Origin of the sequence: Rahnella variigena (genome assembly GCF_003610915.1) — a bacterium.
GTDB lineage: Bacteria > Pseudomonadota > Gammaproteobacteria > Enterobacterales > Enterobacteriaceae > Rahnella > Rahnella variigena.
In genome coordinates this window covers 719,978-741,021 of sequence record NZ_NSDJ01000001.1, presented here as the reverse complement: position 1 = coordinate 741,021, position 21,044 = coordinate 719,978, and the positions used below count along the sequence as shown (strand labels likewise).

Sequence of the window (21,044 nt, the reverse complement as noted above, 5' to 3'; positions counted from 1 at the left end):
AAAGGGTAAGAGGCATCATGTCTGCATCAGGAGAAATCTCTACTCCACAAGAGTATATCGGTCACCATCTGACTCAGCTTCAGATCGGGACGGGATTCTGGTCGATTAACATCGATTCGATGTTTTTCTCCGTGTTCCTCGGAGTACTCTTTCTGGTTATTTTCCATCGCGTAGCCAAAAACGCCACCAGCGGTGTCCCGGGTAAACTGCAAACCGCAGTTGAACTGGTCGTTGGTTTCGTCGACAGCAGCGTGCGTGACATGTATCACGGCAAAAGCAAAGTGATTGCACCTCTCGCGCTGACCGTCTTCGTCTGGGTGTTTATGATGAACCTGATGGATTTGCTGCCAATCGATTTGCTGCCATTCATCGGCGAGCACATCTTTGGTCTGCCAGCGTTGCGTGTGGTTCCTACGGCTGACGTGAACATCACGTTGTCCATGGCACTTGGCGTATTCATTCTGATTCTTTTCTATAGCATTAAGATGAAAGGCTTTGGCGGTTTCATTAAAGAACTGACAATGCAGCCATTCAATCATCCGGTTTTCATTCCGGTTAACCTGATTCTTGAAGGTGTCAGCCTGCTGTCTAAACCAGTTTCACTGGGTCTGCGACTGTTTGGCAATATGTATGCGGGTGAGTTGATCTTCATCCTTATTGCTGGCCTGTTGCCGTGGTGGTCACAGTGGGTTCTGAATGTGCCTTGGGCCATTTTCCACATACTGATCATTACGCTACAAGCCTTTATTTTCATGGTTCTGACGATTGTCTATCTCTCGATGGCATCTGAAAAACACTGATTTTCTTTCAACACTACTGCGTTTTAACTGAAACAAACTGGAGACTGTCATGGAAAACCTGAGTATGGATCTGCTGTACATGGCTGCCGCTGTGATGATGGGCCTGGCGGCAATCGGTGCTGCAATCGGTATCGGCATCTTGGGTGGTAAATTCTTGGAAGGTGCTGCACGTCAGCCTGACCTGATCCCTCTGTTGCGTACACAGTTCTTTATCGTTATGGGTCTGGTCGATGCAATCCCAATGATTGCGGTTGGTCTGGGTCTGTACGTGATGTTTGCTGTCGCCTAACACTGAGTTCGCTCAGCGTTAATCGAACTACATCAAATAATTCACTTTGAAAGAGGCATTGTGCTGTGAATCTTAACGCAACAATCCTCGGCCAGGCTATCGCGTTCGTCCTGTTTGTCTGGTTCTGCATGAAGTACGTATGGCCGCCAATTATGGCTGCCATCGAAAAACGTCAGAAAGAAATTTCTGAAGGTTTATCTTCCGCAGAACGTGCCAAAAAAGAGCTGGACTTAGCGCAAGCCGATGCGACCGACCAACTGAAGAAAGCCAAAGCAGAAGCTCAGGTAATCATCGATCAGGCGAACAAGCGTAAAGCTCAAATCGTCGACGAAGCAAAAGCTGAAGCCGAGCAGGAACGTAACAAGATCGTGACGCAAGCCAAGGCAGAGATCGACGCCGAACGCCAACGCGCCCGTGAAGAGTTGCGTAAGCAAGTCGGAATTTTGGCCATTGCTGGCGCCGAGAAGATCATCGAACGTTCCGTGGATGAAGCTGCTAACAGCGACATCGTTGATAAACTGGTCGCTGAACTGTAAGGAGGGAGGGGCTGATGTCTGAATTTGTAACTGTAGCTCGCCCCTACGCCAAAGCAGCTTTTGACTTTGCCGTTGAGCACCAAAGCTTAGATCGCTGGCAATCCATGCTAGCGTTCACGGCTGAAGTCACGCGCAATGAACAAATTGAAGAACTGCTTTCCGGTGCTAGCGCGCCTGAAACTTTGTCTAAAACGTTTATTGCCGTATGTGGTGACGAACTCGACGACGCAGGCCAAAACCTGATTAAGGTAATGGCTGAAAATGGACGTTTACGCGTTCTTCCGCAAGTGCTGGAGCAGTTTATCGAACTGCGCGCCTCTCTCGAGGCTGTTGCTGAAGTTGAAGTTACTTCAGCAAATCCGCTTACGGAAGAACAGCAGGCAAAAATTGCTGCTGCGATGGAAAAACGTCTGTCTCGCAAAGTTAAGCTGAATTGCAAAATTGACAAGTCTGTTCTTGCCGGTGTCGTAATCCGTGCAGGTGATATGGTGATTGATGGCAGCGTTCGCAGTCGTCTTGAACGCCTGGCAGACGTCTTGCAGTCTTAAGGGGACTGGAGCATGCAACTGAATTCCACCGAAATCAGCGAACTGATCAAGCAGCGCATTGCTCAGTTCAATGTGGTGAGCGAAGCTCACAATGAAGGTACTATCGTTTCCGTCAGTGACGGGATCATCCGCGTGCACGGCTTAGCCGATGTCATGCAAGGCGAAATGATTGCGCTGCCGGGTAACCGCTACGCTATCGCCCTGAACCTGGAGCGCGACTCTGTAGGTGCTGTTGTAATGGGCCCTTACGCTGACCTCGCCGAAGGTATGAAAGTAAAATGTACGGGTCGTATCCTGGAAGTTCCTGTTGGCCGTGGCCTGTTAGGTCGCGTTGTTAACACCCTGGGTGCACCTATTGACGGTAAAGGTCCGGTAGAGCATGACGGCTTCTCAGCTGTTGAAGCGATCGCACCTGGCGTTATCGAACGTCAGTCCGTAGATGAACCTGTGCAAACAGGTTATAAGTCCGTTGATGCCATGATCCCAATTGGTCGTGGTCAGCGTGAACTGGTCATCGGCGACCGTCAAACCGGTAAAACAGCTCTGGCGATCGATGCGATCATCAACCAGCGTGATTCCGGCATCAAATGTATCTATGTGGCTATCGGCCAGAAAGCGTCCACCATTTCTAACGTGGTTCGTAAACTGGAAGAGCACGGCGCACTGGCAAACACCATCGTTGTTGTTGCAACTGCATCAGAATCTGCTGCACTGCAATACCTGGCACCGTACTCCGGTTGCGCAATGGGTGAATACTTCCGTGACCGCGGTGAAGACGCACTGATCGTTTATGATGACCTGTCTAAACAGGCTGTTGCTTACCGTCAGATTTCCCTGCTGCTTCGTCGTCCACCAGGTCGTGAAGCTTACCCAGGCGACGTTTTCTATCTCCACTCCCGTCTGCTGGAACGTGCTGCGCGTGTTAACGCCGAGTATGTTGAAGCATTCACCAAGGGTGAAGTGAAAGGCAAAACCGGTTCCCTGACTGCGCTTCCAATTATCGAAACGCAAGCAGGTGACGTTTCCGCGTTCGTTCCGACCAACGTAATCTCGATTACAGATGGTCAGATCTTCCTGGAATCAAACCTGTTCAACGCCGGTATTCGTCCTGCGGTTAACCCGGGTATTTCGGTATCCCGTGTTGGTGGTGCTGCTCAGACTAAGATCATGAAGAAACTGTCCGGTGGTATTCGTACTGCTCTGGCACAGTATCGTGAGCTGGCTGCGTTCTCGCAGTTCGCCTCAGATCTGGACGAAGCAACGCGTAAACAGCTGAACCATGGTCAGAAAGTGACCGAGCTGCTGAAGCAGAAACAATACGCTCCGATGTCAATCGTCGCGCAGTCTCTGATCATCTTCGCAGCAGAACGTGGTTATCTGGAAGACGTTGAATTGTCTAAAGTCGGTAGCTTCGAAGCGGCACTGTTGGCTTATGCCGACCGTGAGCACGGCGAGCTTCTGCAGCAAATCAACCAAACTGGTGCGTATAACGATGAGATCGAGGGTAAATTCAAAAATATCCTCGATACCTTCAAAGCAACCCAGTCCTGGTAACACTAAACGGTCCTGCTGGTATTAAAACCCGGCAGGCCGTTTGGTCTTGAGGAGAAGCAGAGATGGCCGGCGGAAAAGAGATACGTAGTAAGATCAGCAGCGTGCAAAACACGCAAAAGATCACTAAAGCGATGGAAATGGTCGCCGCCTCCAAAATGCGTAAAACGCAGGATCGCATGGCGGCCAGCCGTCCTTATGCAGAAACCATCCGTGAAGTGATTGGTCACCTCGCGCTTGGTAATCTGGAATACAAGCACCCGTACCTGGATGAGCGTGAAATTAAGCGCGTCGGGTATCTGGTGGTGTCTACCGACCGTGGTCTTTGTGGTGGTCTGAACATTAACCTGTTCAAAAAGCTGCTGTCAGAGATGAAAGGCTGGTCCGAAAAAGGTGTTGAAGTTGATCTCGCACTGATCGGTTCCAAAGCAGCCTCTTTCTTCGGCTCCGTGGGGGGCAACGTTGTTGCTCAGGTGACTGGCATGGGGGATAACCCTTCTCTGTCAGAACTGATCGGACCCGTAAAAGTGATGTTGCAGGCTTTCGACGAAGGTCGCTTAGACAAGTTATGCGTTGTCAGCAATAAATTTATCAATACCATGTCTCAGGAACCCCGCATCGTTCAGCTGTTACCACTGCCACCGGCAGAAGATGGCGAACTGGCGAAGAAGTCCTGGGATTACCTGTATGAGCCGGACCCTAAAGCCTTGCTGGACACCCTCCTGCGTCGCTACGTGGAATCTCAGGTTTATCAGGGCGTCGTAGAAAACCTGGCCAGCGAACAGGCCGCGCGAATGGTAGCGATGAAAGCCGCAACCGATAACGGCGGCAGCCTGATCAAAGAGCTGCAGTTGGTATACAACAAAGCTCGTCAGGCCAGCATCACTCAGGAACTCACCGAGATCGTCGGGGGAGCCTCCGCGGTTTAAGCTAGGTTTACGAATTACGTAGAGGATTCAAGATGGCTACTGGAAAGATTATCCAGGTAATCGGCGCCGTGGTGGACGTCGAGTTCCCTCAGGATGCAGTACCGAACGTGTACAATGCTCTTGAGGTAGAAAACGGTACCTCCAAACTGGTGCTGGAAGTACAGCAACAGTTAGGCGGCGGCGTTGTTCGTTGTATCGCAATGGGTACCTCAGACGGCCTGCGTCGCGGTCTGAAAGTGAACAACCTGGAACACCCAATTGAAGTTCCGGTTGGTAAAGCGACTCTGGGTCGTATCATGAACGTATTGGGTGAACCAATCGACATGAAAGGTGAAATCGGCGAAGAAGAACGTCGTGCTATTCACCGTGCTGCGCCTTCTTATGAAGAGCTGGCAAACTCCCAGGAATTGCTGGAAACCGGTATCAAAGTTATGGACCTGATGTGTCCGTTCGCTAAGGGCGGTAAAGTCGGTCTGTTCGGTGGTGCGGGTGTGGGTAAAACTGTAAACATGATGGAGCTGATCCGTAACATCGCGATCGAGCACTCCGGTTATTCTGTGTTTGCGGGCGTGGGTGAACGTACTCGTGAGGGTAACGACTTCTATCACGAAATGACCGACTCCAACGTTATCGACAAAGTTTCTCTGGTCTATGGTCAGATGAATGAGCCACCTGGTAACCGTCTGCGCGTTGCACTGACCGGCCTGACCATGGCGGAGAAATTCCGTGATGAAGGTCGTGACGTACTGCTGTTCGTTGACAACATTTACCGTTACACCCTGGCCGGTACCGAAGTGTCTGCACTTCTGGGTCGTATGCCATCAGCGGTAGGTTATCAGCCAACGCTGGCGGAAGAGATGGGCGCTCTGCAAGAACGTATCACCTCGACCAAAAGTGGTTCTATCACCTCCGTACAGGCCGTTTACGTTCCTGCGGATGACTTGACTGACCCATCTCCAGCGACCACCTTCGCTCACTTAGATGCGACCGTGGTTCTGAGCCGTCAGATCGCGTCACTGGGTATCTACCCGGCGGTTGACCCACTGGATTCTACCAGCCGTCAGCTGGATCCACTGGTTGTTGGTCAGGAACACTACGATGTGGCTCGTGGCGTGCAGTCTATTTTGCAACGTTACCAGGAACTGAAAGACATCATCGCGATCCTGGGTATGGACGAATTGTCAGAAGATGACAAACTGGTCGTATCCCGTGCGCGTAAGATTCAGCGCTTCCTGTCCCAGCCATTCTTCGTGGCCGAAGTCTTCACCGGTTCTCCGGGCAAGTTCGTATCGCTGAAAGATACCATTCGTGGTTTCAAAGGTATTATGGACGGCGACTACGATCACCTGCCGGAACAAGCGTTCTACATGGTTGGCACCATTGATGAAGCAGTGGAAAAAGCCAAAAAACTGTAACGCTAGCTTGTTGTGAGAGAGGATGACATGGCTGAAAAAGCTTACCATCTGGACGTTGTTAGTGCTGAAAAACGTATGTTTGAAGGCATGGTACAAAAAATCCAGGTGACGGGTAGCGAAGGCGAGCTGGGGATTTTCCCCGGGCATGCTCCGCTGCTCACCGCCATCAAGCCTGGCATGGTGCGCATTGTTAAAGAACACGGTGAAGAAGAGTATATCTATCTTTCTGGTGGCATTCTTGAGGTGCAGCCGAATGCAACGACCGTGTTGGCTGATACTGCAATCCGTGGGCAAGACCTCGACGAAGCGCGCGCGCTTGAAGCTAAGCGCAAAGCGGAAGAACACATTAGTGGTTCTCACGGCGACGTTGATTACGCTCAGGCGTCAGCGGAACTGGCTAAGGCGATCGCGAAACTTCGCGTTATCGAACTGACCAGAAAAGCGATGTAACGACATAAGTTAGAAAAGCGACCTTCGGGTCGCTTTTTTTTTGCCTTTAAAAAAGTACATTTTCAGTGTTTTTCCCAACGCAAATTTTCGCTTTTAGTGGAATACTTGCGTGATTAATCGACACTTTACCCTCAGTTTTTTTGGTGTAGTCTATGCAGCATACAACCCTTGCAGACTGCGGTCTGCGGGCGGTTTTTGAAGCGAAATATGTAGTAATCCGCGCACTGAACGGGTTACTTTTGTCACTCAAATTGGATTTGTCAGGTTACCTATGTCGAACAGCGCACTGAGTGTGGTGATCCTTGCCGCGGGCAAGGGGACACGCATGTACTCCAACCTTCCGAAAGTTCTTCATCCTTTGGCCGGCAAGCCAATGGTTCAGCACGTCATTGATGCGGCCACGCAAGTGGGTGCCCGGAACGTGCATCTGGTCTATGGCCACGGCGGCGATTTACTGAAGAAAAATCTGGCAGGCAGTGATCTGAATTGGGTATTGCAGGCAGAGCAACTGGGCACAGGTCATGCAATGCAGCAGGCGGCGCCGTTCTTTGCCGATGATGAAGATGTGCTGATGCTGTACGGCGATGTTCCGCTGATTTCCGTCGAGACCCTGAACAAATTACTCAAAGCCAAGCCTGATGGCGGCATTGGTTTACTGACCGTTGTGCTGGATGACCCGACCGGTTATGGCCGCATTGTTCGTGAGAACGGTATTGTTACCGGCATCATTGAGCAGAAAGATGCCAGCGAAGAACAGCTGAAAATTCAGGAAATTAACACCGGTATTCTGGTGGCTAACGGCGCGTCATTCAAACGCTGGCTCGGTCAGCTGAACAACAATAACGCGCAGGGTGAATACTACATCACCGATATTATTGCGATGGCGCATGCTGAAGGGCATCTGATCGCCACCGTGCATCCGGCGCGAAACAGCGAAGTGGACGGCGTAAATAACCGCCTGCAACTTTCCCGTCTCGAGCGCGTATATCAGAGCGAACAGGCTGAGCGTCTGTTGCTGGAAGGTGTGATGTTGATGGATCCGGCGCGGTTTGATCTGCGCGGTGAACTGGCGCACGGTATTGATGTGGTGATCGACACTAACGTTATCATTGAAGGCCAGGTAAAACTGGGCGATCGCGTCAAAATTGGTACAGGCTGCGTGCTGAAGAACTGCGTGATAGGTGATGACTGTGAAGTCAGCCCGTACAGCGTGTTCGAAGATGCGGTGCTGGAAAGCGGTTGTACTGTCGGACCGTTTGCCCGTCTGCGCCCCGGCGCTGAACTGGCTGAAGGCGCGCATGTAGGTAATTTTGTCGAAATTAAAAAGACGCGTCTGGGTAAAGGCTCGAAAGCCGGTCATCTTTCCTATCTTGGCGATGCCGAGATTGGCGACAACGTGAATATCGGTGCGGGCACCATCACCTGTAACTACGACGGCGTGAACAAGCATAAAACTGTCATCGGTAATGATGTCTTCGTCGGGTCTGACACACAGCTGGTCGCGCCAGTCACCGTGGGTAATAACGTGACTATCGCTGCGGGTACGACAGTGACGCGCGATGTGCCAGAAAACGGTCTGCTGCTAAGTCGTGTACCGCAGGTGCATAAACCTGACTGGCAGAAACCGGTGAAGAAAAAATAAGCTATTCTGAGATTTAAGCATTCAGGCGCAGTTCTCTGCGCCTGATGTTTGTTTATCTCATTGTGTTTTGGTCTGCGTTTTCTTCGAAATTCAGCCCAAAACATAATAATCCCCAACTCTCTACAAGGCTCGGGGAACCGCAAGTACACCGGAAAACGGGGCTTGTGGATAAATCAGGTCAGGCATCAAAAAAGGTCCCGAAAGACCTTCTATAGGAATAAAACTGATGTGTGGAATTGTAGGCGCTGTGGCGCAACGCGATATTGCTGAAATTTTGTTGGAAGGTTTACGCCGTCTCGAATACCGCGGTTATGACTCAGCCGGTCTGGCTGTGATTGATGCCGACGGGAAAATGGGACGTCTGCGTCGTCTGGGCAAAGTCCAGATGCTGGCTGATGCGCTGGATGAACATCCGTTGCACGGCGGTACCGGTATTGCTCACACCCGCTGGGCAACACATGGCGAGCCTTCTGAAGCCAATGCCCACCCGCATGTGTCTGATTACATTGCGGTAGTGCATAACGGTATTATCGAAAACCACGAACCTCTGCGTGAATTACTGATTGAACGCGGCTACCGTTTTGATTCTGAAACGGATACCGAAGTGATCGCGCATCTGGTGCATTGGGAACAACTTCAGGGCGGCACGCTGCTTGAAGTCGTTCAGCGTGTTATCCCGCAACTGCGTGGCGCGTACGGTACGGTAGTGATGGACCGCCGCGACCCGTCTGTTCTGGTCGCCGCCCGTTCCGGTAGCCCGCTGGTTATTGGCCGTGGCGTGGGTGAAAACTTCATCGCTTCCGACCAGCTGGCGCTGTTACCTGTTACCCGCCGTTTCCTGTTCCTGGAAGAAGGTGATGTTGCTGAGGTTAAGCGCCGTTCTGTCAGCGTTTATGACAAAAATGGTCATGCCGTTGAGCGTGAAGAAATCGAATCCAAAGTACAGTACGACGCCGGTGACAAAGGCGTTTACCGTCACTACATGCAAAAAGAGATTTACGAACAGCCGCTGGCCATTAAAAACACCCTCGAAGGGCGTTTCAGTCACGGCGAAGTGAATCTGAGCGAGCTGGGCGAAAAAGCTGACGAGATCTTATCGTGTGTTCAGCACGTGCAGATCATCGCCTGCGGGACGTCTTACAACTCCGGCATGGTGGCTCGTTACTGGTTCGAATCTCTGGCCGGTATGCCATGTGATGTCGAAATCGCGTCAGAATTCCGCTATCGCAAATCCGCTGTTCGTCCGGGCAGCCTTATCATCACGCTTTCTCAGTCTGGTGAAACGGCTGATACGCTGGCAGCGCTGCGTCTGTCCAAAGAGCTGGGTTATCTCGGTTCTCTGGCGGTCTGTAACGTGGCCGGTTCTTCTCTGGTACGTGAATCCGATCTGGCGCTGATGACTAAAGCCGGAACCGAAATTGGCGTGGCCTCTACTAAAGCGTTCACCACGCAGCTGACCGTTCTGCTGATGCTGGTGGCTCGCATGGGCCGTCTGAAAGGGATGAGCCCGCAAGTTGAGCATGACATTGTTCACGCGCTCCAGGCGTTGCCTGCGCGTATCGAACAAATGCTGTCGCTGGATAAAACCATCGAATCTCTGGCTGAAGGTTTCTCTGACAAGCATCACGCCCTGTTCCTCGGTCGCGGCGATCAGTATCCGATCGCGATGGAAGGTGCACTGAAGCTGAAAGAGATTTCCTATATTCACGCAGAAGCTTATGCGGCGGGCGAGCTGAAACATGGCCCGCTGGCGCTGATTGACGCGGATATGCCGGTGATCGTCGTTGCACCTAATAACGAATTGCTGGAAAAACTGAAATCGAATATCGAAGAAGTGCGCGCCCGTGGCGGGCTGCTGTATGTCTTCGCCGATCAGGACGCCGGTTTCACTGACAGCGAAGGGATGAAAATTATCCAGCTGCCACACGTTGAAGAAATCGTCGCACCGATTTTCTACACCGTGCCATTACAGTTGCTGTCCTACTACGTTGCGCTGATTAAAGGCACCGACGTTGACCAGCCACGTAACCTGGCGAAGTCTGTGACCGTCGAATAAAATCGACCGGTTCAGTCGCTGATTCTCTGAGCGCCTTTCGGGGCGCTTTTTTATTGTTTCCGGTTTGTCTCTTTCTCAGTAAACGGTCACGATTTTCTTCTCTCAGACTTCGTAACCCGCGCCGGATAAGGTATAGTTCGCGTTTTTCTGAAGGTGCTTTGCTCAATGCAGACCGACTCCATTCGTCTTAACAAATACATCAGCGAGAGCGGAATTTGCTCGCGCCGCGATGCCGATCGTTACATCGAACAGGGAAATGTTTTTATTAACGGCAGGCGTGCCGCGGTAGGGGCTCAGGTATTTGCCGGCGATGTGGTGAAAGTGAATGGTCAGGTTATCGAGCCGCGTGATGAAGAAGATCTGGTACTGATCGCGCTGAACAAACCTGTCGGCATCATCACCACGATGGAAGAAGGTGAGCGGGACAACATCCGTGATTTCGTTAACCACAGCAAACGCGTCTTCCCGATTGGCCGTCTGGATAAAGATTCCCAGGGCCTGATTTTACTGACCAATCACGGTGATCTGGTCAACAAAATCCTGCGTGCCGGTAACGACCACGAAAAAGAATACATTGTGACCGTCAACAAGCCGATCACAGACGAGTTTATTGCCGGTATGGGCGCGGGCGTGCCGATGCTCGGTACCGTGACCAAAAAGTGCAAAGTGAAGAAAGAAGCGCCGATGGTGTTTCGTATTACGCTGGTTCAGGGGCTTAACCGCCAGATCCGCCGTATGACCAAGCACTTTGGTTTTGAAGTCACTAAGCTCGAACGCGTGCGCATCATGAACATCAATCTGAAAGGATTGCCGCTGGGCGAATGGCGCGACCTGACCGATGATGAACTGATTGAGTTATTTAAACTGATTGAAAATTCGTCGTCTGAAGATAAACCGGCGAAAAAAGCGCAGGCAAAAACTGCTCAGGCTAAGAAACCCACTGCTGCAAAACCCGCTGTCACAAAACCGAAAAATACCGAAAAACCGGAGGGTAATTCAGGCTCCCGTAAGCGTTTTGCGCAGCCCGGACGTAAGAAGAAAGGGCGATAATTTGCCCGCTTTTTGTCATCTGCCGGTGTCACAACCGGCATTTCCCGCTTAAAACCCCCGCATTTTGCCCGTATGGTTCGAATTGTGACCAGTGTCATGAAACTGTCACATAACGTACATTTTACTGTCACTAAACTGTCCTATTTTCCTCCTGTGCCAAACACTTTAATTAACGTCGACATCAGTCGGGAAGTTTAAAACCACCAGGAGTGGAACATGAAATTGATGCGTAACACCGTCGCCGGTCTTGTAGCAGCGACTTTCTCCCTCACAGCAATGTCTGCTTTCGCTGCCACTAACCTGACTGGCGCTGGCGGTACCTTCCCAGCTCCTGTTTACGCTAAGTGGGCTGACGCATATCAGAAAGAAACCGGTACTCAGGTTAACTATCAGGGCATCGGTTCTTCCGGCGGCGTAAAACAAATCATCGCCAAGACCGTAGACTTCGGCGCATCTGATGCCCCGATGAAAGACGAAGATCTGGCCAAAAACGGCCTGTTCCAGTTCCCTACCGTGATCGGTGGCGTGGTACTGGCTGTTAACATCCCGGGGATCAAATCCGGTCAGCTGACGCTGGACGGCGCAACGCTGGGTGATATCTACCTCGGCAAAATCAAAAAGTGGAACGACGCGGCGATCACCAAGCTGAACCCGGGCGTGAAACTGCCAGACACCAACATCGCGGTCGTTCGCCGTGCTGACGGTTCCGGTACCTCTTATGTCTTCACCAGCTACCTGGCGAAAGTAAACAGCGAGTGGAAAGACAAAATCGGTTCTGGTTCTACTGTGAACTGGCCAACGGGTCTCGGCGGTAAAGGTAACGACGGCGTTGCAGCCTTTGTTCAGCGTCTGCCTGGTTCAATCGGTTATGTAGAATATGCTTACGCCAAGCAAAACAACCTGGCTTACACCAAGCTGGTTGATGCTGACGGTAAAGCGATCAGCCCGACGGAAGAATCCTTCAGCGCAGCGGCTAAAGGCGCTGACTGGAGCAAAACCTTCGCTCAGGACCTGACTAATCAGAAAGGTGACAATGCGTGGCCAATCAGCTCCACCACCTTCATTCTGATTTACAAAGATCAGCAAGACGCAGCGAAAGGCACTGAAGTGCTGAAGTTCTTCGACTGGGCTTACAAAAACGGCAACAAGCTGACGACCGATCTGGATTACGCAGCTCTGCCTGAATCAGTGGTTGAGCAGATCCGTGCAGCATGGAAAACCAACGTTAAAGACAGCAGCGGCAAAGCACTGTACTAGGAATACCCGTCATACCTGAAGCTGCACCGGCGTTAGCTGCGCTCGTTCACCCGAATCACTTACCTGAGTAAGCTCACCGGGATTCACTTGCAGCTGGCTTGGTGCAACTCCAATTATTTTGGGTATAGTAACTCTGCTTCATTCCCTCTCCGGCCGGGGAGGGAATTAAATCTGAATTAAAAGAGAGTGGTATGGCTGAATACAAGCCGGCTATCAAGGCACCCAGCAAAAACGGTGACATCATCTTCGGCGCTCTGGTCAAACTGGCTGCGCTGATTGTGCTATTCATGCTGGGCGGCATTATCGTCTCGCTGTTTATTGCTTCCCTGCCGAGCATCGAAAAGTTTGGTTTATCCTTCCTGTGGACGAAAATCTGGGATGCTCCGAACGAACAATTCGGCGCACTGGTGCCGATTTACGGCACGGTCGTGACCTCCATTATTGCCTTGCTGATTGCAGTTCCTGTCAGCTTTGGTATCGCATTATTCCTCACTGAGCTGGCGCCGAACTGGATGAAACGCCCGCTGGGTATTGCTATCGAACTGCTGGCGGCGATCCCCAGCATTGTTTATGGCATGTGGGGGCTGTTTGTTTTCGCCCCACTGTTTGCGCAGTACTTCCAGACGCCTGTGGGTGATGTACTTTCCGGTATCCCGATTGTTGGCGCACTGTTCGCCGGCCCGGGTTTTGGTATCGGTATTCTGGCGGCGGGCGTCATTCTCGCCATTATGATCATCCCGTACATTGCCTCCGTCATGCGTGACGTGTTCGAGCAAACGCCGGTGATGATGAAAGAATCTGCTTACGGCATTGGTTGCACCACGTGGGAAGTGATCTGGCGCATCGTGTTGCCTTTCACCAAAAACGGCGTTATCGGTGGCGTGATGTTAGGTCTGGGACGCGCACTGGGCGAAACCATGGCAGTGACCTTTATTATCGGTAACACCTACCAGCTCGACAGCGCCTCACTTTATGCGCCGGGCAACAGTATTACCTCCGCACTGGCAAACGAATTTGCCGAAGCGGAAGCCGGCCTGCACACTGCCGCGCTGATGGAACTGGGGCTGATCTTGTTTGTTATCACCTTTATTGTCCTGGCGCTGTCGAAAGTGATGATCCTGCGTCTGGCTAAGAAAGAGGGCCGTTAAGATGACGACACTCGACATGCAAAGTAACGCAGCATTACTGGAATCACGCCGTAAACGTCAGGCATGGCGCCGTCAGAAAAACCGTATCGCGCTGATGGTCTCGATGATGACCATGGCTTTTGGTCTGTTCTGGCTGGTCTGGATCCTGTTTACCACCATCGTCAAAGGTGTGGACGGGATGTCGCTGGCGCTGTTCACGCAAAACACGCCACCACCGAACACGGCGGGCGGCGGTCTGGCGAATGCCATTGCGGGCAGCGGATTACTGATTTTATGGGCGACGGTCATCGGTACGCCGCTGGGCGTAATGGCGGGGATTTATCTGGCCGAATATGGTCGCAAATCCTGGCTCGCTGAATTCATTCGCTTCATCAACGACATTTTGCTTTCTGCGCCATCCATCGTTGTCGGCCTGTTTGTGTACACCATTATGGTGGCAAAAATGGGTCACTTCTCTGGGTGGGCGGGCGTTCTGGCGCTGGCGTTGTTACAAATCCCGATTGTTATCCGTACCACGGAAAACATGCTGAAACTGGTGCCCGACAGCCTGCGTGAAGCGGCTTACGCGCTGGGTACGCCGAAATGGAAAATGATTTCGGCCATCACGCTGAAAGCGTCTGTTTCCGGCATTATCACCGGTATTTTGCTGGCGATTGCCCGTATTGCCGGTGAAACCGCGCCGCTGCTGTTCACGTCACTCTCCAACCAGTTCTGGAGCACTGACATGATGCAGCCGATTGCCAACCTGCCGGTGACTATCTTTAAGTTTGCGATGAGCCCGTTTGGCGAGTGGCAACAACTGGCCTGGGCGGGCGTGCTGCTGATTACGGTGTGCGTGCTGCTGCTGAACATTCTGGCGCGTGTGATTTTCGCGCCGAAAAAGCAATAAGTTCATTCATTATCGATGGCAGACGAAAACGGCTGCCGTCACTGTTTACCCGGCGTCGCCACGCGGCGCGCGAATAAGAGAGATGTCTTAATGAGTCGAATGACTGACGCATCCAACAGCAAGATTCAGGTTCGCGATCTGAACTTTTATTACGGCAAATTCCACGCGCTGAAAAATATTTCCCTGGATATCGCTAAGAACGAAGTCACGGCATTCATTGGCCCGTCCGGCTGTGGTAAATCCACGCTGCTGCGTACGTTCAACAAAATGTATCAGCTGTATCCGGAACAGCACGCAGAAGGTGAAATCCTGCTCGATGGCGAAAACATTCTGGTGGATAAGCAGGATATCGCGTTGCTGCGCGCCAAAGTCGGCATGGTCTTCCAGAAACCGACGCCATTCCCGATGTCGATTTATGACAACATCGCCTTTGGTGTGCGTCTGTTTGAAAAGCTTTCCCGTACCGATATGGACGAGCGCGTGCAATGGGCACTGACCAAGGCCGCGCTGTGGAACGAATCCAAAGATAAGCTGCACCAGAGCGGTTACAGCCTGTCCGGTGGTCAGCAACAGCGTCTGTGTATCGCCCGCGGTATTGCGATCCGCCCAGACGTTCTGCTGCTCGACGAACCTTGTTCTGCGCTGGATCCGATTTCTACCGGTCGTATCGAAGAACTGATCACCGAGCTAAAATCTGATTACACCGTGGTGATCGTGACCCACAACATGCAGCAGGCTGCGCGTTGTTCAGATCGCACTGCGTTTATGTATCTGGGCGAACTGATCGAATACAGCGATACCGACTCGCTGTTCACGTCGCCAGCGCGCAAACAGACTGAAGATTACATTACTGGCCGCTACGGTTGAGGTAAGAACAATGGACAACCTGAACTTAAACAAACACATTTCCGGCCAGTTCAACGCCGAGCTTGAACACATCCGCACGCAGGTTCTGGCAATGGGCGGGCTGGTCGAGCAACAACTGACTGATGCCATTACGGCGATGCACAATCAGGATGCCGAACTGGCGCAACGCGTCATCAAAGGTGATGACAAAGTTAACCTGATGGAAGTGGCGATCGACGAAGCCTGTGTGCGCATTATTGCCAAGCGCCAGCCGACCGCCAGCGATTTGCGTCTGGTGATGGCGATCATCAAAACCATTTCTGAACTCGAACGTATCGGTGACGTGGCAGATAAAATCTGCCGCACAGCGCTGGAAAAATTCTCGCATCTGCATCAGCCGCTGCTGGTCAGCCTGGAATCTCTGGGTCGCCACACCGTAGAAATGCTGCATGATGTGCTGGATGCGTTTGCGCGTATGGATCTTGACGAAGCGGTACGTATTTACCGTGAAGACAAGAAAGTGGATCAGGAATATGAAGGCATTGTGCGCCAGCTGATGACCTACATGATGGAAGATCCGCGCACTATCCCGAGCGTGCTGACTGCGCTGTTCTGCGCCCGTTCCATTGAGCGTATCGGCGACCGTTGCCAGAACATCTGCGAATTCATTTTCTACTTCGTGAAGGGTCAGGATTTCCGTCACGTGGGCGGCGATGCGCTGGACAAACTGCTGACAGACGGCAAAGACGCGCCGAAAGAATAATCGCTGGCTGATATTGCCCGACAAAAAAAGGCCTCTTACGAGGCCTTTTTGATATCCGCTCTATAACAGCGTCCGATCAGCACAATTACTTCATCACGTAGCGCAGGGCAACCATGACGGCCAGCTGACGGTAATGGGCGGTCTGTAAATCCACTTCATCCGGATTTTCAAACAATGCGCCGAACGTGTACTGGTTGGCAACCTGGTGCACGCACAGGCTGCTGATCAGACGGTGAACGTCGCGTGCCTGCGCATCTTCTTTGAAAAGATGGCTTTGCTTGCCGCGCGCGAGAATATCTTCCAGCAGCGTTAATGCCGATTTGTTGATTTCACGGATGCTGGTGGACTGACGGATAAACCGGCCGCGCAGCATGTTTTCCGTTGAAACAATACGAATGAATTCCGGATGTGAGACGTGGAAATCAAAGCTGGCTTCGACCAGTTTGACGATAGCTTCAGCGGGCGGAAATGACGAGAGATCCAGATCCAGCTCGTGCTGACGGATACCGCGGTAAACGTGCTCCAGCACCAGCATGTACAAGGCTTCTTTGGTCTTGTAGTGATAGACCACCATACGTTTCGTGGTGCTGGCGTTGGAAGCGATATTTTCCATGCGTGCGCCCATCAGACCGGATTCTGCGAATTCTGCCAAAGCGCTGTCAAAAATGCGCTGCTTCAGTCCTATCGGATCATTTTTACGTCCCGGCGCCGGGGAACTTTGGCTGCTCAGCGTCTTATCCTCATCATTAACCACATTCACGCCACAGAGATTAACCATTGCGTCGCTCAGTTACAATCTGCGCGTTCATACAACGCCTCTGCACTTGACGAACGTGGCGTGAGGGTCCACTACTGTAAGTATCGAAGCCTGACTTAAAGGACGCTATTTTGCCTGCAACCACCCGTTTACGTTCAATTGCAACAGTTTCAGTACCAGGAACCTTGCCTGAAAAGCTCACGGCGATAGCTGCTGCGGGATTTGATGGTGTGGAAATATTCGAAGATGATTTGCTTAAAAGTCCGGTCAAGCCGGTGGCTATCCGTAATCTCGCCGATTCCCTCGGCTTACGTATTTTCCTGCTGCAGCCTTTCCGCGATTTCGAAGGCGTTCCGGCGGAAAAACGTATCGAAAAACTCGCCAGCGCGCGCCGTCAGTTTGACCTGATGCGCGAGCTGGGCTGCGATCATTTACTGGTGTGCAGCAACACCGATCCGCAAAGCTCGCCGGAGCGGGAGGTGCAGATTGCCGATCTCGCCGCGCTGGCTGAAATGGCGGAGCCTTATGATATCCGCATCGGTTTTGAAGCGCTGGCGTGGGGCAAACACATCAACCGCTACCGGCAGGCGTGGGATCGCGTACGTGAGGTGAACAGTCCGGCGCTGGGCATTGTGCTCGACAGCTTCCATATTCTCGCCGTGGGCGACAATCTTGACCGGCTGGACGAAGTGCCGCTGGATAAAATCAGCTTCCTGCAACTGGCTGATGCGCCCTACAAAGACATGAACGTGCAGCAATGGAGCCGCAGTTACCGCTGTTATCCGGGACAGGGGGATTTACCCTTGGTGGATTTCGTCAGCACGCTGAACCGAAAAGGCTTCACCGGACCGTGGTCGCTGGAAATCTTCAATGATAAAACCCTGCCGCTGGCAGATGGCCTGCGATCCTTAGCGGAGCTGGAAAAGCGGATGCAGGCTTACGATCAGGATCACAATTCAAATCCATTCATAGAGGAAATTTAGGTTAAGTTTTACATCGTGTATAATTCGGCGTATTAACCATGAAAAAACAAGGGAATGTTATTCATGGATTTCAGAAGTCAGATGTTGAAGAACGCGGTTGCCAGTGAGCAGGCCACTTCTACCCCTTCAGGCTGCAAAGCCTGCCAGCGGAAAGGATTACCAATCTACCCGCTGCGTGTCGCAGCGGTGCCTCATACTCTGGTGAATACAGACTGGCGACCAGATGTTCCTCAGCAAGAAGTTGAACTGACCGGAAGCGAATTTAAATATGCGCTGCGTACTTTACGCATGGGCTATGTGTATGTCTTGCTGGATAAGCGGATCTGGCAGGGCTATCAGGTGACGGCCAAAGGCTTTCTGCGACAATTCAATCCCTTCAATATGCCCGAAAGTGAAACCGTTGAACTGCTGAGTGAATCCTGTGCTCAGCACGGGCACGATGTTTCTGCCAGTTTCATCAATATCGATGACAAAAAATACAGTGAAGCCTGGCTGGCTTTCAGCCGCGATCCCTGGAGTAAAGAGGTGCTTGAGGAATATAAGTCCGAAAGGCGCCCGGTCAGTCGTTTCACCAAAATTTCTCTTCCGGAGTTGAAAAATAATCCGGCGAGTATACCCGCAGCGCTGGTTATGGATCCGCAACTCTCCTCAATGAAAGCTAATGTCGCGGAGTTTGCCACCGAGTATTTTTTCAATAATCCCAAAAGACTTACCGGTGAACCAGACGGTGGCGTTCACGGTTTTTTCCCCCGTACGGACATTGTTAAACAGAGAATTCTGGAACAGAAAATCTCGCACTTTAATGTTGAGTACCAATGCCAGACCGTGGCGCTGGCGCTGAATGACAGCGTGGGCGTGATTCAGGAACTGAATAATAGCCGTATGCAGATTGCGGAAGCGAGGCTGGAATATCTTGAGCTTCCCGGCGTCTTCCACCGACATATGATTTCTGAGGCGATCTGTCAGTACCTCGACAATATAAAAACGGAGGTAGTGAATAATCCCCGCCAGGCGTCATCAGGTCCGGGTATCGGGGGCGGCTATCCACGACCCGTTCCCTGGGAGAAAACGTTCAGCCAACAAACGCATCGTTTGCTGGAAAACTATGACGAACCGGCGCGGGCGTCCTTTGCCGCTGAATTTGAAGAGCGATTTACCTCCCCTGAAAAGCAGCTTGCCGCCATTGATACAGATCTTGCCGCCTGGTATCAGGCACCCGGCTGGCAGACGATCATTACGCATGATTATTCTCCTGATAGCAGTGCGGGGAGCTGGGCTGCGCAGATGCTGACGCTTGCTGCCTGTGTGCAGGGCGGTGCAATGGGCAAAGATACCTTAAAGGTCTGGGCGTTGTGGCTCGAAAAGGCTGACTCACCGGCGTATCAGGGCTTTACGGGAATGGACACCTCATTGCTGAACACTGTTTTCAACTACGGTAATTATAAAGCGGCGGCAACTTCCGATGAGTTTGGTCAGTATCTGAAAGGTGCTGCCATCCAGCGGAGCTGGGCTATCCGTATGCTGGCAGTCACTGGCTCTGCCGCCCGGCTGGGTAAGTCGCTGGCCGAGGCTCCCCGCAAAGGGTTTATGTGGATGATGCAGGCGGCCATGCTGACTGCGGGCGAATCCGTCGTTGTACTGAGATACCAGACGACCTTCCGCGGGTTGCAGAAACATCTCAGACATTCCGCTTCCCTGCGTCAGGCCATGTCGCAAAACGGCCCCGTGCTCAGGCTAACCGGTGGCAGTATGTCGGTGGTGGATGAAATTCAGGGGATGCGGGGCAAAGGGCTGGATACGCCGCTCTGGGTGGAATTCAGTGCGCCGGGGACACTGGCGAAAATGCAAAGCGAGTTACCCGGCTTGACGGAGAAACCGTTCAATAACCCCGCGGTATTGGATGAATTGCACGATGTCTATCTTTCTGAACTGTCGCTGGCAGAAAAAGGCGCAACTGGTCCGGTGCTTAAAGCAACTTATGCGCAGATCGCCAAATATGGCGAGTTAAGCCGCCGCTTGGTCAGCGGTGACGGTGCCGGCCTGATACTGGGGGCAGGATTGCTGGCGATGCAGTGGTTTAACTGGCGTGAACTGACGGAGCGGCTGAATAACTCCGTGGGCACAGATAAAGATCTCGTCGCGGATATGGCCATTAACACCCTGCTGATGATGGAAGGCTTCTCAGAATTGTCAGGTTTTGCCTACAAACTGGCGTTAAAGAAAAACTGGGTGGTGCTGAGCGCCGCAGAGCAGGTGCCCGCCATGGTCAGGTTTGGGGCGGTGTTAGGGGGGATTGCGGGTATTATTGAGGGCTTCGGTACTTGGGCTGATGGGTGGGATGCTTATAAAACTGGAGATACAGGAAGCATAGTTGCTTATGGAATAGGTGGCGCTGCGCTTATTGCTGGTGGCTTGATTAGCGGGTTTTATGGTGCCCAAGGTATTTTCACTTTAACAAGTACTGTAACGACTGGATTTATGGGGTTAGGCCCAGCAGGTTGGGCGGCTCTCCTGCTGATTAGCGGGGCCATGCTGGCCTATGTTGGCAGTGAGTTGCGCACCAAAGCGTTTGAAATCTGGTTGCGACGTACCTGCTTCGGCATTGAGCTGAAGCGGCATGGTAACGATATCGTCTGGCATGCCACCAGCCTGGAAGACCTGGCTGAAGCCCTGATCGATTACCGGGCGATTGTCAGCGGCATGGTGGCAGATGTGGCTTTTGCTTCTGCTTTTAGCCCGACCGGTCGCACCACCCTTGAGGGTGTGATTTATGAACGCATCGATCTGCGGGTGAGTATGCCCGGATGGGCGGCAGGCAAAGGTGGCTGGTCCGTGCATCTGGCGCGTGCCGGCGACGATAAGGTATTGTTCTCGCAATCAGTGAGTGCGCCGGGGCAGGCTGATGGGTATCAGGCTGTGGAGCCTTCCGGTTATTATAAATACCGTCTGTCAGTGGATGAGGAGACGGTAACGGAAGGCGGTAAAGAGAGGAAGATAAACAGCCTGAATCTTATGGTCAGTGTCTGGGCGGAGCAAAGCCGTACAGCGAAAGTGACACTAATCGCGAATTACTGGCCGGATAATACTGATGCAGATTATCAGCTGAGCCTGACGGTCAGTAAACAGGGATGATGT

The 21,044-nt window shown here is 52.2% G+C and carries 18 protein-coding genes and 1 pseudogene; 18 read left to right on the top strand and 1 reads right to left on the bottom strand.

The window, feature by feature from the left end; all coding sequences use genetic code 11:
• Positions 1–17 precede the first annotated feature (17 nt).
• The 16 genes from atpB to phoU all read left to right on the top strand — a co-directional run bounded on the left by atpB (position 18) and on the right by phoU (position 16,169).
• Entirely contained in the window at positions 18–800 is a 783-nt protein-coding gene (gene atpB / locus CKQ54_RS03430; RefSeq protein WP_112290858.1) for a F0F1 ATP synthase subunit A, read from the top strand.
• Between the two features lie 49 nt (positions 801–849).
• Entirely contained in the window at positions 850–1,089 is a 240-nt protein-coding gene (gene atpE / locus CKQ54_RS03425; RefSeq protein WP_004093904.1) for a F0F1 ATP synthase subunit C, read from the top strand.
• A gap of 65 nt (positions 1,090–1,154) precedes the next feature.
• Complete coding sequence (gene atpF / locus CKQ54_RS03420; RefSeq protein ID WP_095924051.1) at positions 1,155–1,625, top strand: F0F1 ATP synthase subunit B; 471 nt, start codon at positions 1,155–1,157, stop codon at positions 1,623–1,625.
• Between the two features lie 14 nt (positions 1,626–1,639).
• A complete protein-coding gene (atpH, locus tag CKQ54_RS03415) occupies positions 1,640–2,173 on the top strand; it encodes a F0F1 ATP synthase subunit delta (RefSeq protein ID WP_015699277.1) in 534 nt (177 codons plus the stop codon).
• 12 nt (positions 2,174–2,185) lie between these two features.
• Positions 2,186–3,727, top strand: a complete 1,542-nt coding sequence (atpA, locus tag CKQ54_RS03410; RefSeq protein WP_013577682.1) for a F0F1 ATP synthase subunit alpha — start codon at positions 2,186–2,188, stop codon at positions 3,725–3,727.
• Positions 3,728–3,789: 62 nt separating this feature from the next.
• Positions 3,790–4,653, top strand: a complete 864-nt coding sequence (gene atpG, locus CKQ54_RS03405) for a F0F1 ATP synthase subunit gamma (protein ID WP_112290861.1) — start codon at positions 3,790–3,792, stop codon at positions 4,651–4,653.
• A gap of 32 nt (positions 4,654–4,685) precedes the next feature.
• Positions 4,686–6,068: a F0F1 ATP synthase subunit beta gene (atpD, locus tag CKQ54_RS03400; RefSeq protein ID WP_015699278.1), complete on the top strand. Its 1,383-nt coding sequence runs from the start codon at positions 4,686–4,688 to the stop codon at positions 6,066–6,068.
• A 27-nt stretch (positions 6,069–6,095) separates the two neighbouring features.
• Positions 6,096–6,518, top strand: coding sequence for a F0F1 ATP synthase subunit epsilon (locus CKQ54_RS03395; protein WP_095924048.1), 423 nt, complete (start codon positions 6,096–6,098; stop codon positions 6,516–6,518).
• 271 nt (positions 6,519–6,789) lie between these two features.
• Positions 6,790–8,160: a bifunctional UDP-N-acetylglucosamine diphosphorylase/glucosamine-1-phosphate N-acetyltransferase GlmU gene (gene glmU, locus CKQ54_RS03390; protein ID WP_120163948.1), complete on the top strand. Its 1,371-nt coding sequence runs from the start codon at positions 6,790–6,792 to the stop codon at positions 8,158–8,160.
• Positions 8,161–8,386: 226 nt separating this feature from the next.
• Complete coding sequence (glmS, locus tag CKQ54_RS03385) at positions 8,387–10,216, top strand: glutamine--fructose-6-phosphate transaminase (isomerizing) (protein WP_120163949.1); 1,830 nt, start codon at positions 8,387–8,389, stop codon at positions 10,214–10,216.
• A gap of 165 nt (positions 10,217–10,381) precedes the next feature.
• Positions 10,382–11,266 carry a 23S rRNA pseudouridine(2604) synthase RluF gene (gene rluF / locus CKQ54_RS03380; RefSeq protein WP_112290866.1) on the top strand — a complete coding sequence of 295 codons (885 nt, stop codon included), beginning with the start codon at positions 10,382–10,384 and terminating at the stop codon, positions 11,264–11,266.
• A 216-nt stretch (positions 11,267–11,482) separates the two neighbouring features.
• On the top strand, positions 11,483–12,523 hold the full coding sequence (gene pstS, locus CKQ54_RS03375; RefSeq protein WP_112290868.1) for a phosphate ABC transporter substrate-binding protein PstS: 1,041 nt from the start codon (positions 11,483–11,485) through the stop codon (positions 12,521–12,523).
• A 191-nt stretch (positions 12,524–12,714) separates the two neighbouring features.
• Positions 12,715–13,671: a phosphate ABC transporter permease PstC gene (pstC, locus tag CKQ54_RS03370; protein WP_120163950.1), complete on the top strand. Its 957-nt coding sequence runs from the start codon at positions 12,715–12,717 to the stop codon at positions 13,669–13,671.
• Position 13,672: 1 nt separating this feature from the next.
• Complete coding sequence (gene pstA, locus CKQ54_RS03365) at positions 13,673–14,560, top strand: phosphate ABC transporter permease PstA (protein ID WP_112290871.1); 888 nt, start codon at positions 13,673–13,675, stop codon at positions 14,558–14,560.
• A 99-nt stretch (positions 14,561–14,659) separates the two neighbouring features.
• Entirely contained in the window at positions 14,660–15,427 is a 768-nt protein-coding gene (gene pstB, locus CKQ54_RS03360; RefSeq protein WP_013577692.1) for a phosphate ABC transporter ATP-binding protein PstB, read from the top strand.
• Between the two features lie 10 nt (positions 15,428–15,437).
• Entirely contained in the window at positions 15,438–16,169 is a 732-nt protein-coding gene (gene phoU / locus CKQ54_RS03355) for a phosphate signaling complex protein PhoU (protein WP_112290873.1), read from the top strand.
• A gap of 85 nt (positions 16,170–16,254) precedes the next feature.
• Here the strand turns inward: phoU and CKQ54_RS03350 are convergent, their stop codons facing one another.
• Positions 16,255–16,947 carry a TetR/AcrR family transcriptional regulator gene (locus CKQ54_RS03350; protein ID WP_113876811.1) on the bottom strand — a complete coding sequence of 231 codons (693 nt, stop codon included), beginning with the start codon at positions 16,945–16,947 and terminating at the stop codon, positions 16,255–16,257.
• Between the two features lie 110 nt (positions 16,948–17,057).
• Here CKQ54_RS03350 and CKQ54_RS03345 point away from each other — a divergent pair.
• Together CKQ54_RS03345 and CKQ54_RS03340 are read left to right on the top strand one after the other, a co-directional pair.
• Positions 17,058–17,876 (top strand): annotated as a pseudogene (locus CKQ54_RS03345) (sugar phosphate isomerase/epimerase family protein); the annotation flags it as partial.
• A 96-nt stretch (positions 17,877–17,972) separates the two neighbouring features.
• Positions 17,973–21,041, top strand: coding sequence for a T6SS effector BTH_I2691 family protein (locus CKQ54_RS03340; protein ID WP_120163952.1), 3,069 nt, complete (start codon positions 17,973–17,975; stop codon positions 21,039–21,041).
• Positions 21,042–21,044: the final 3 nt, after the last annotated feature.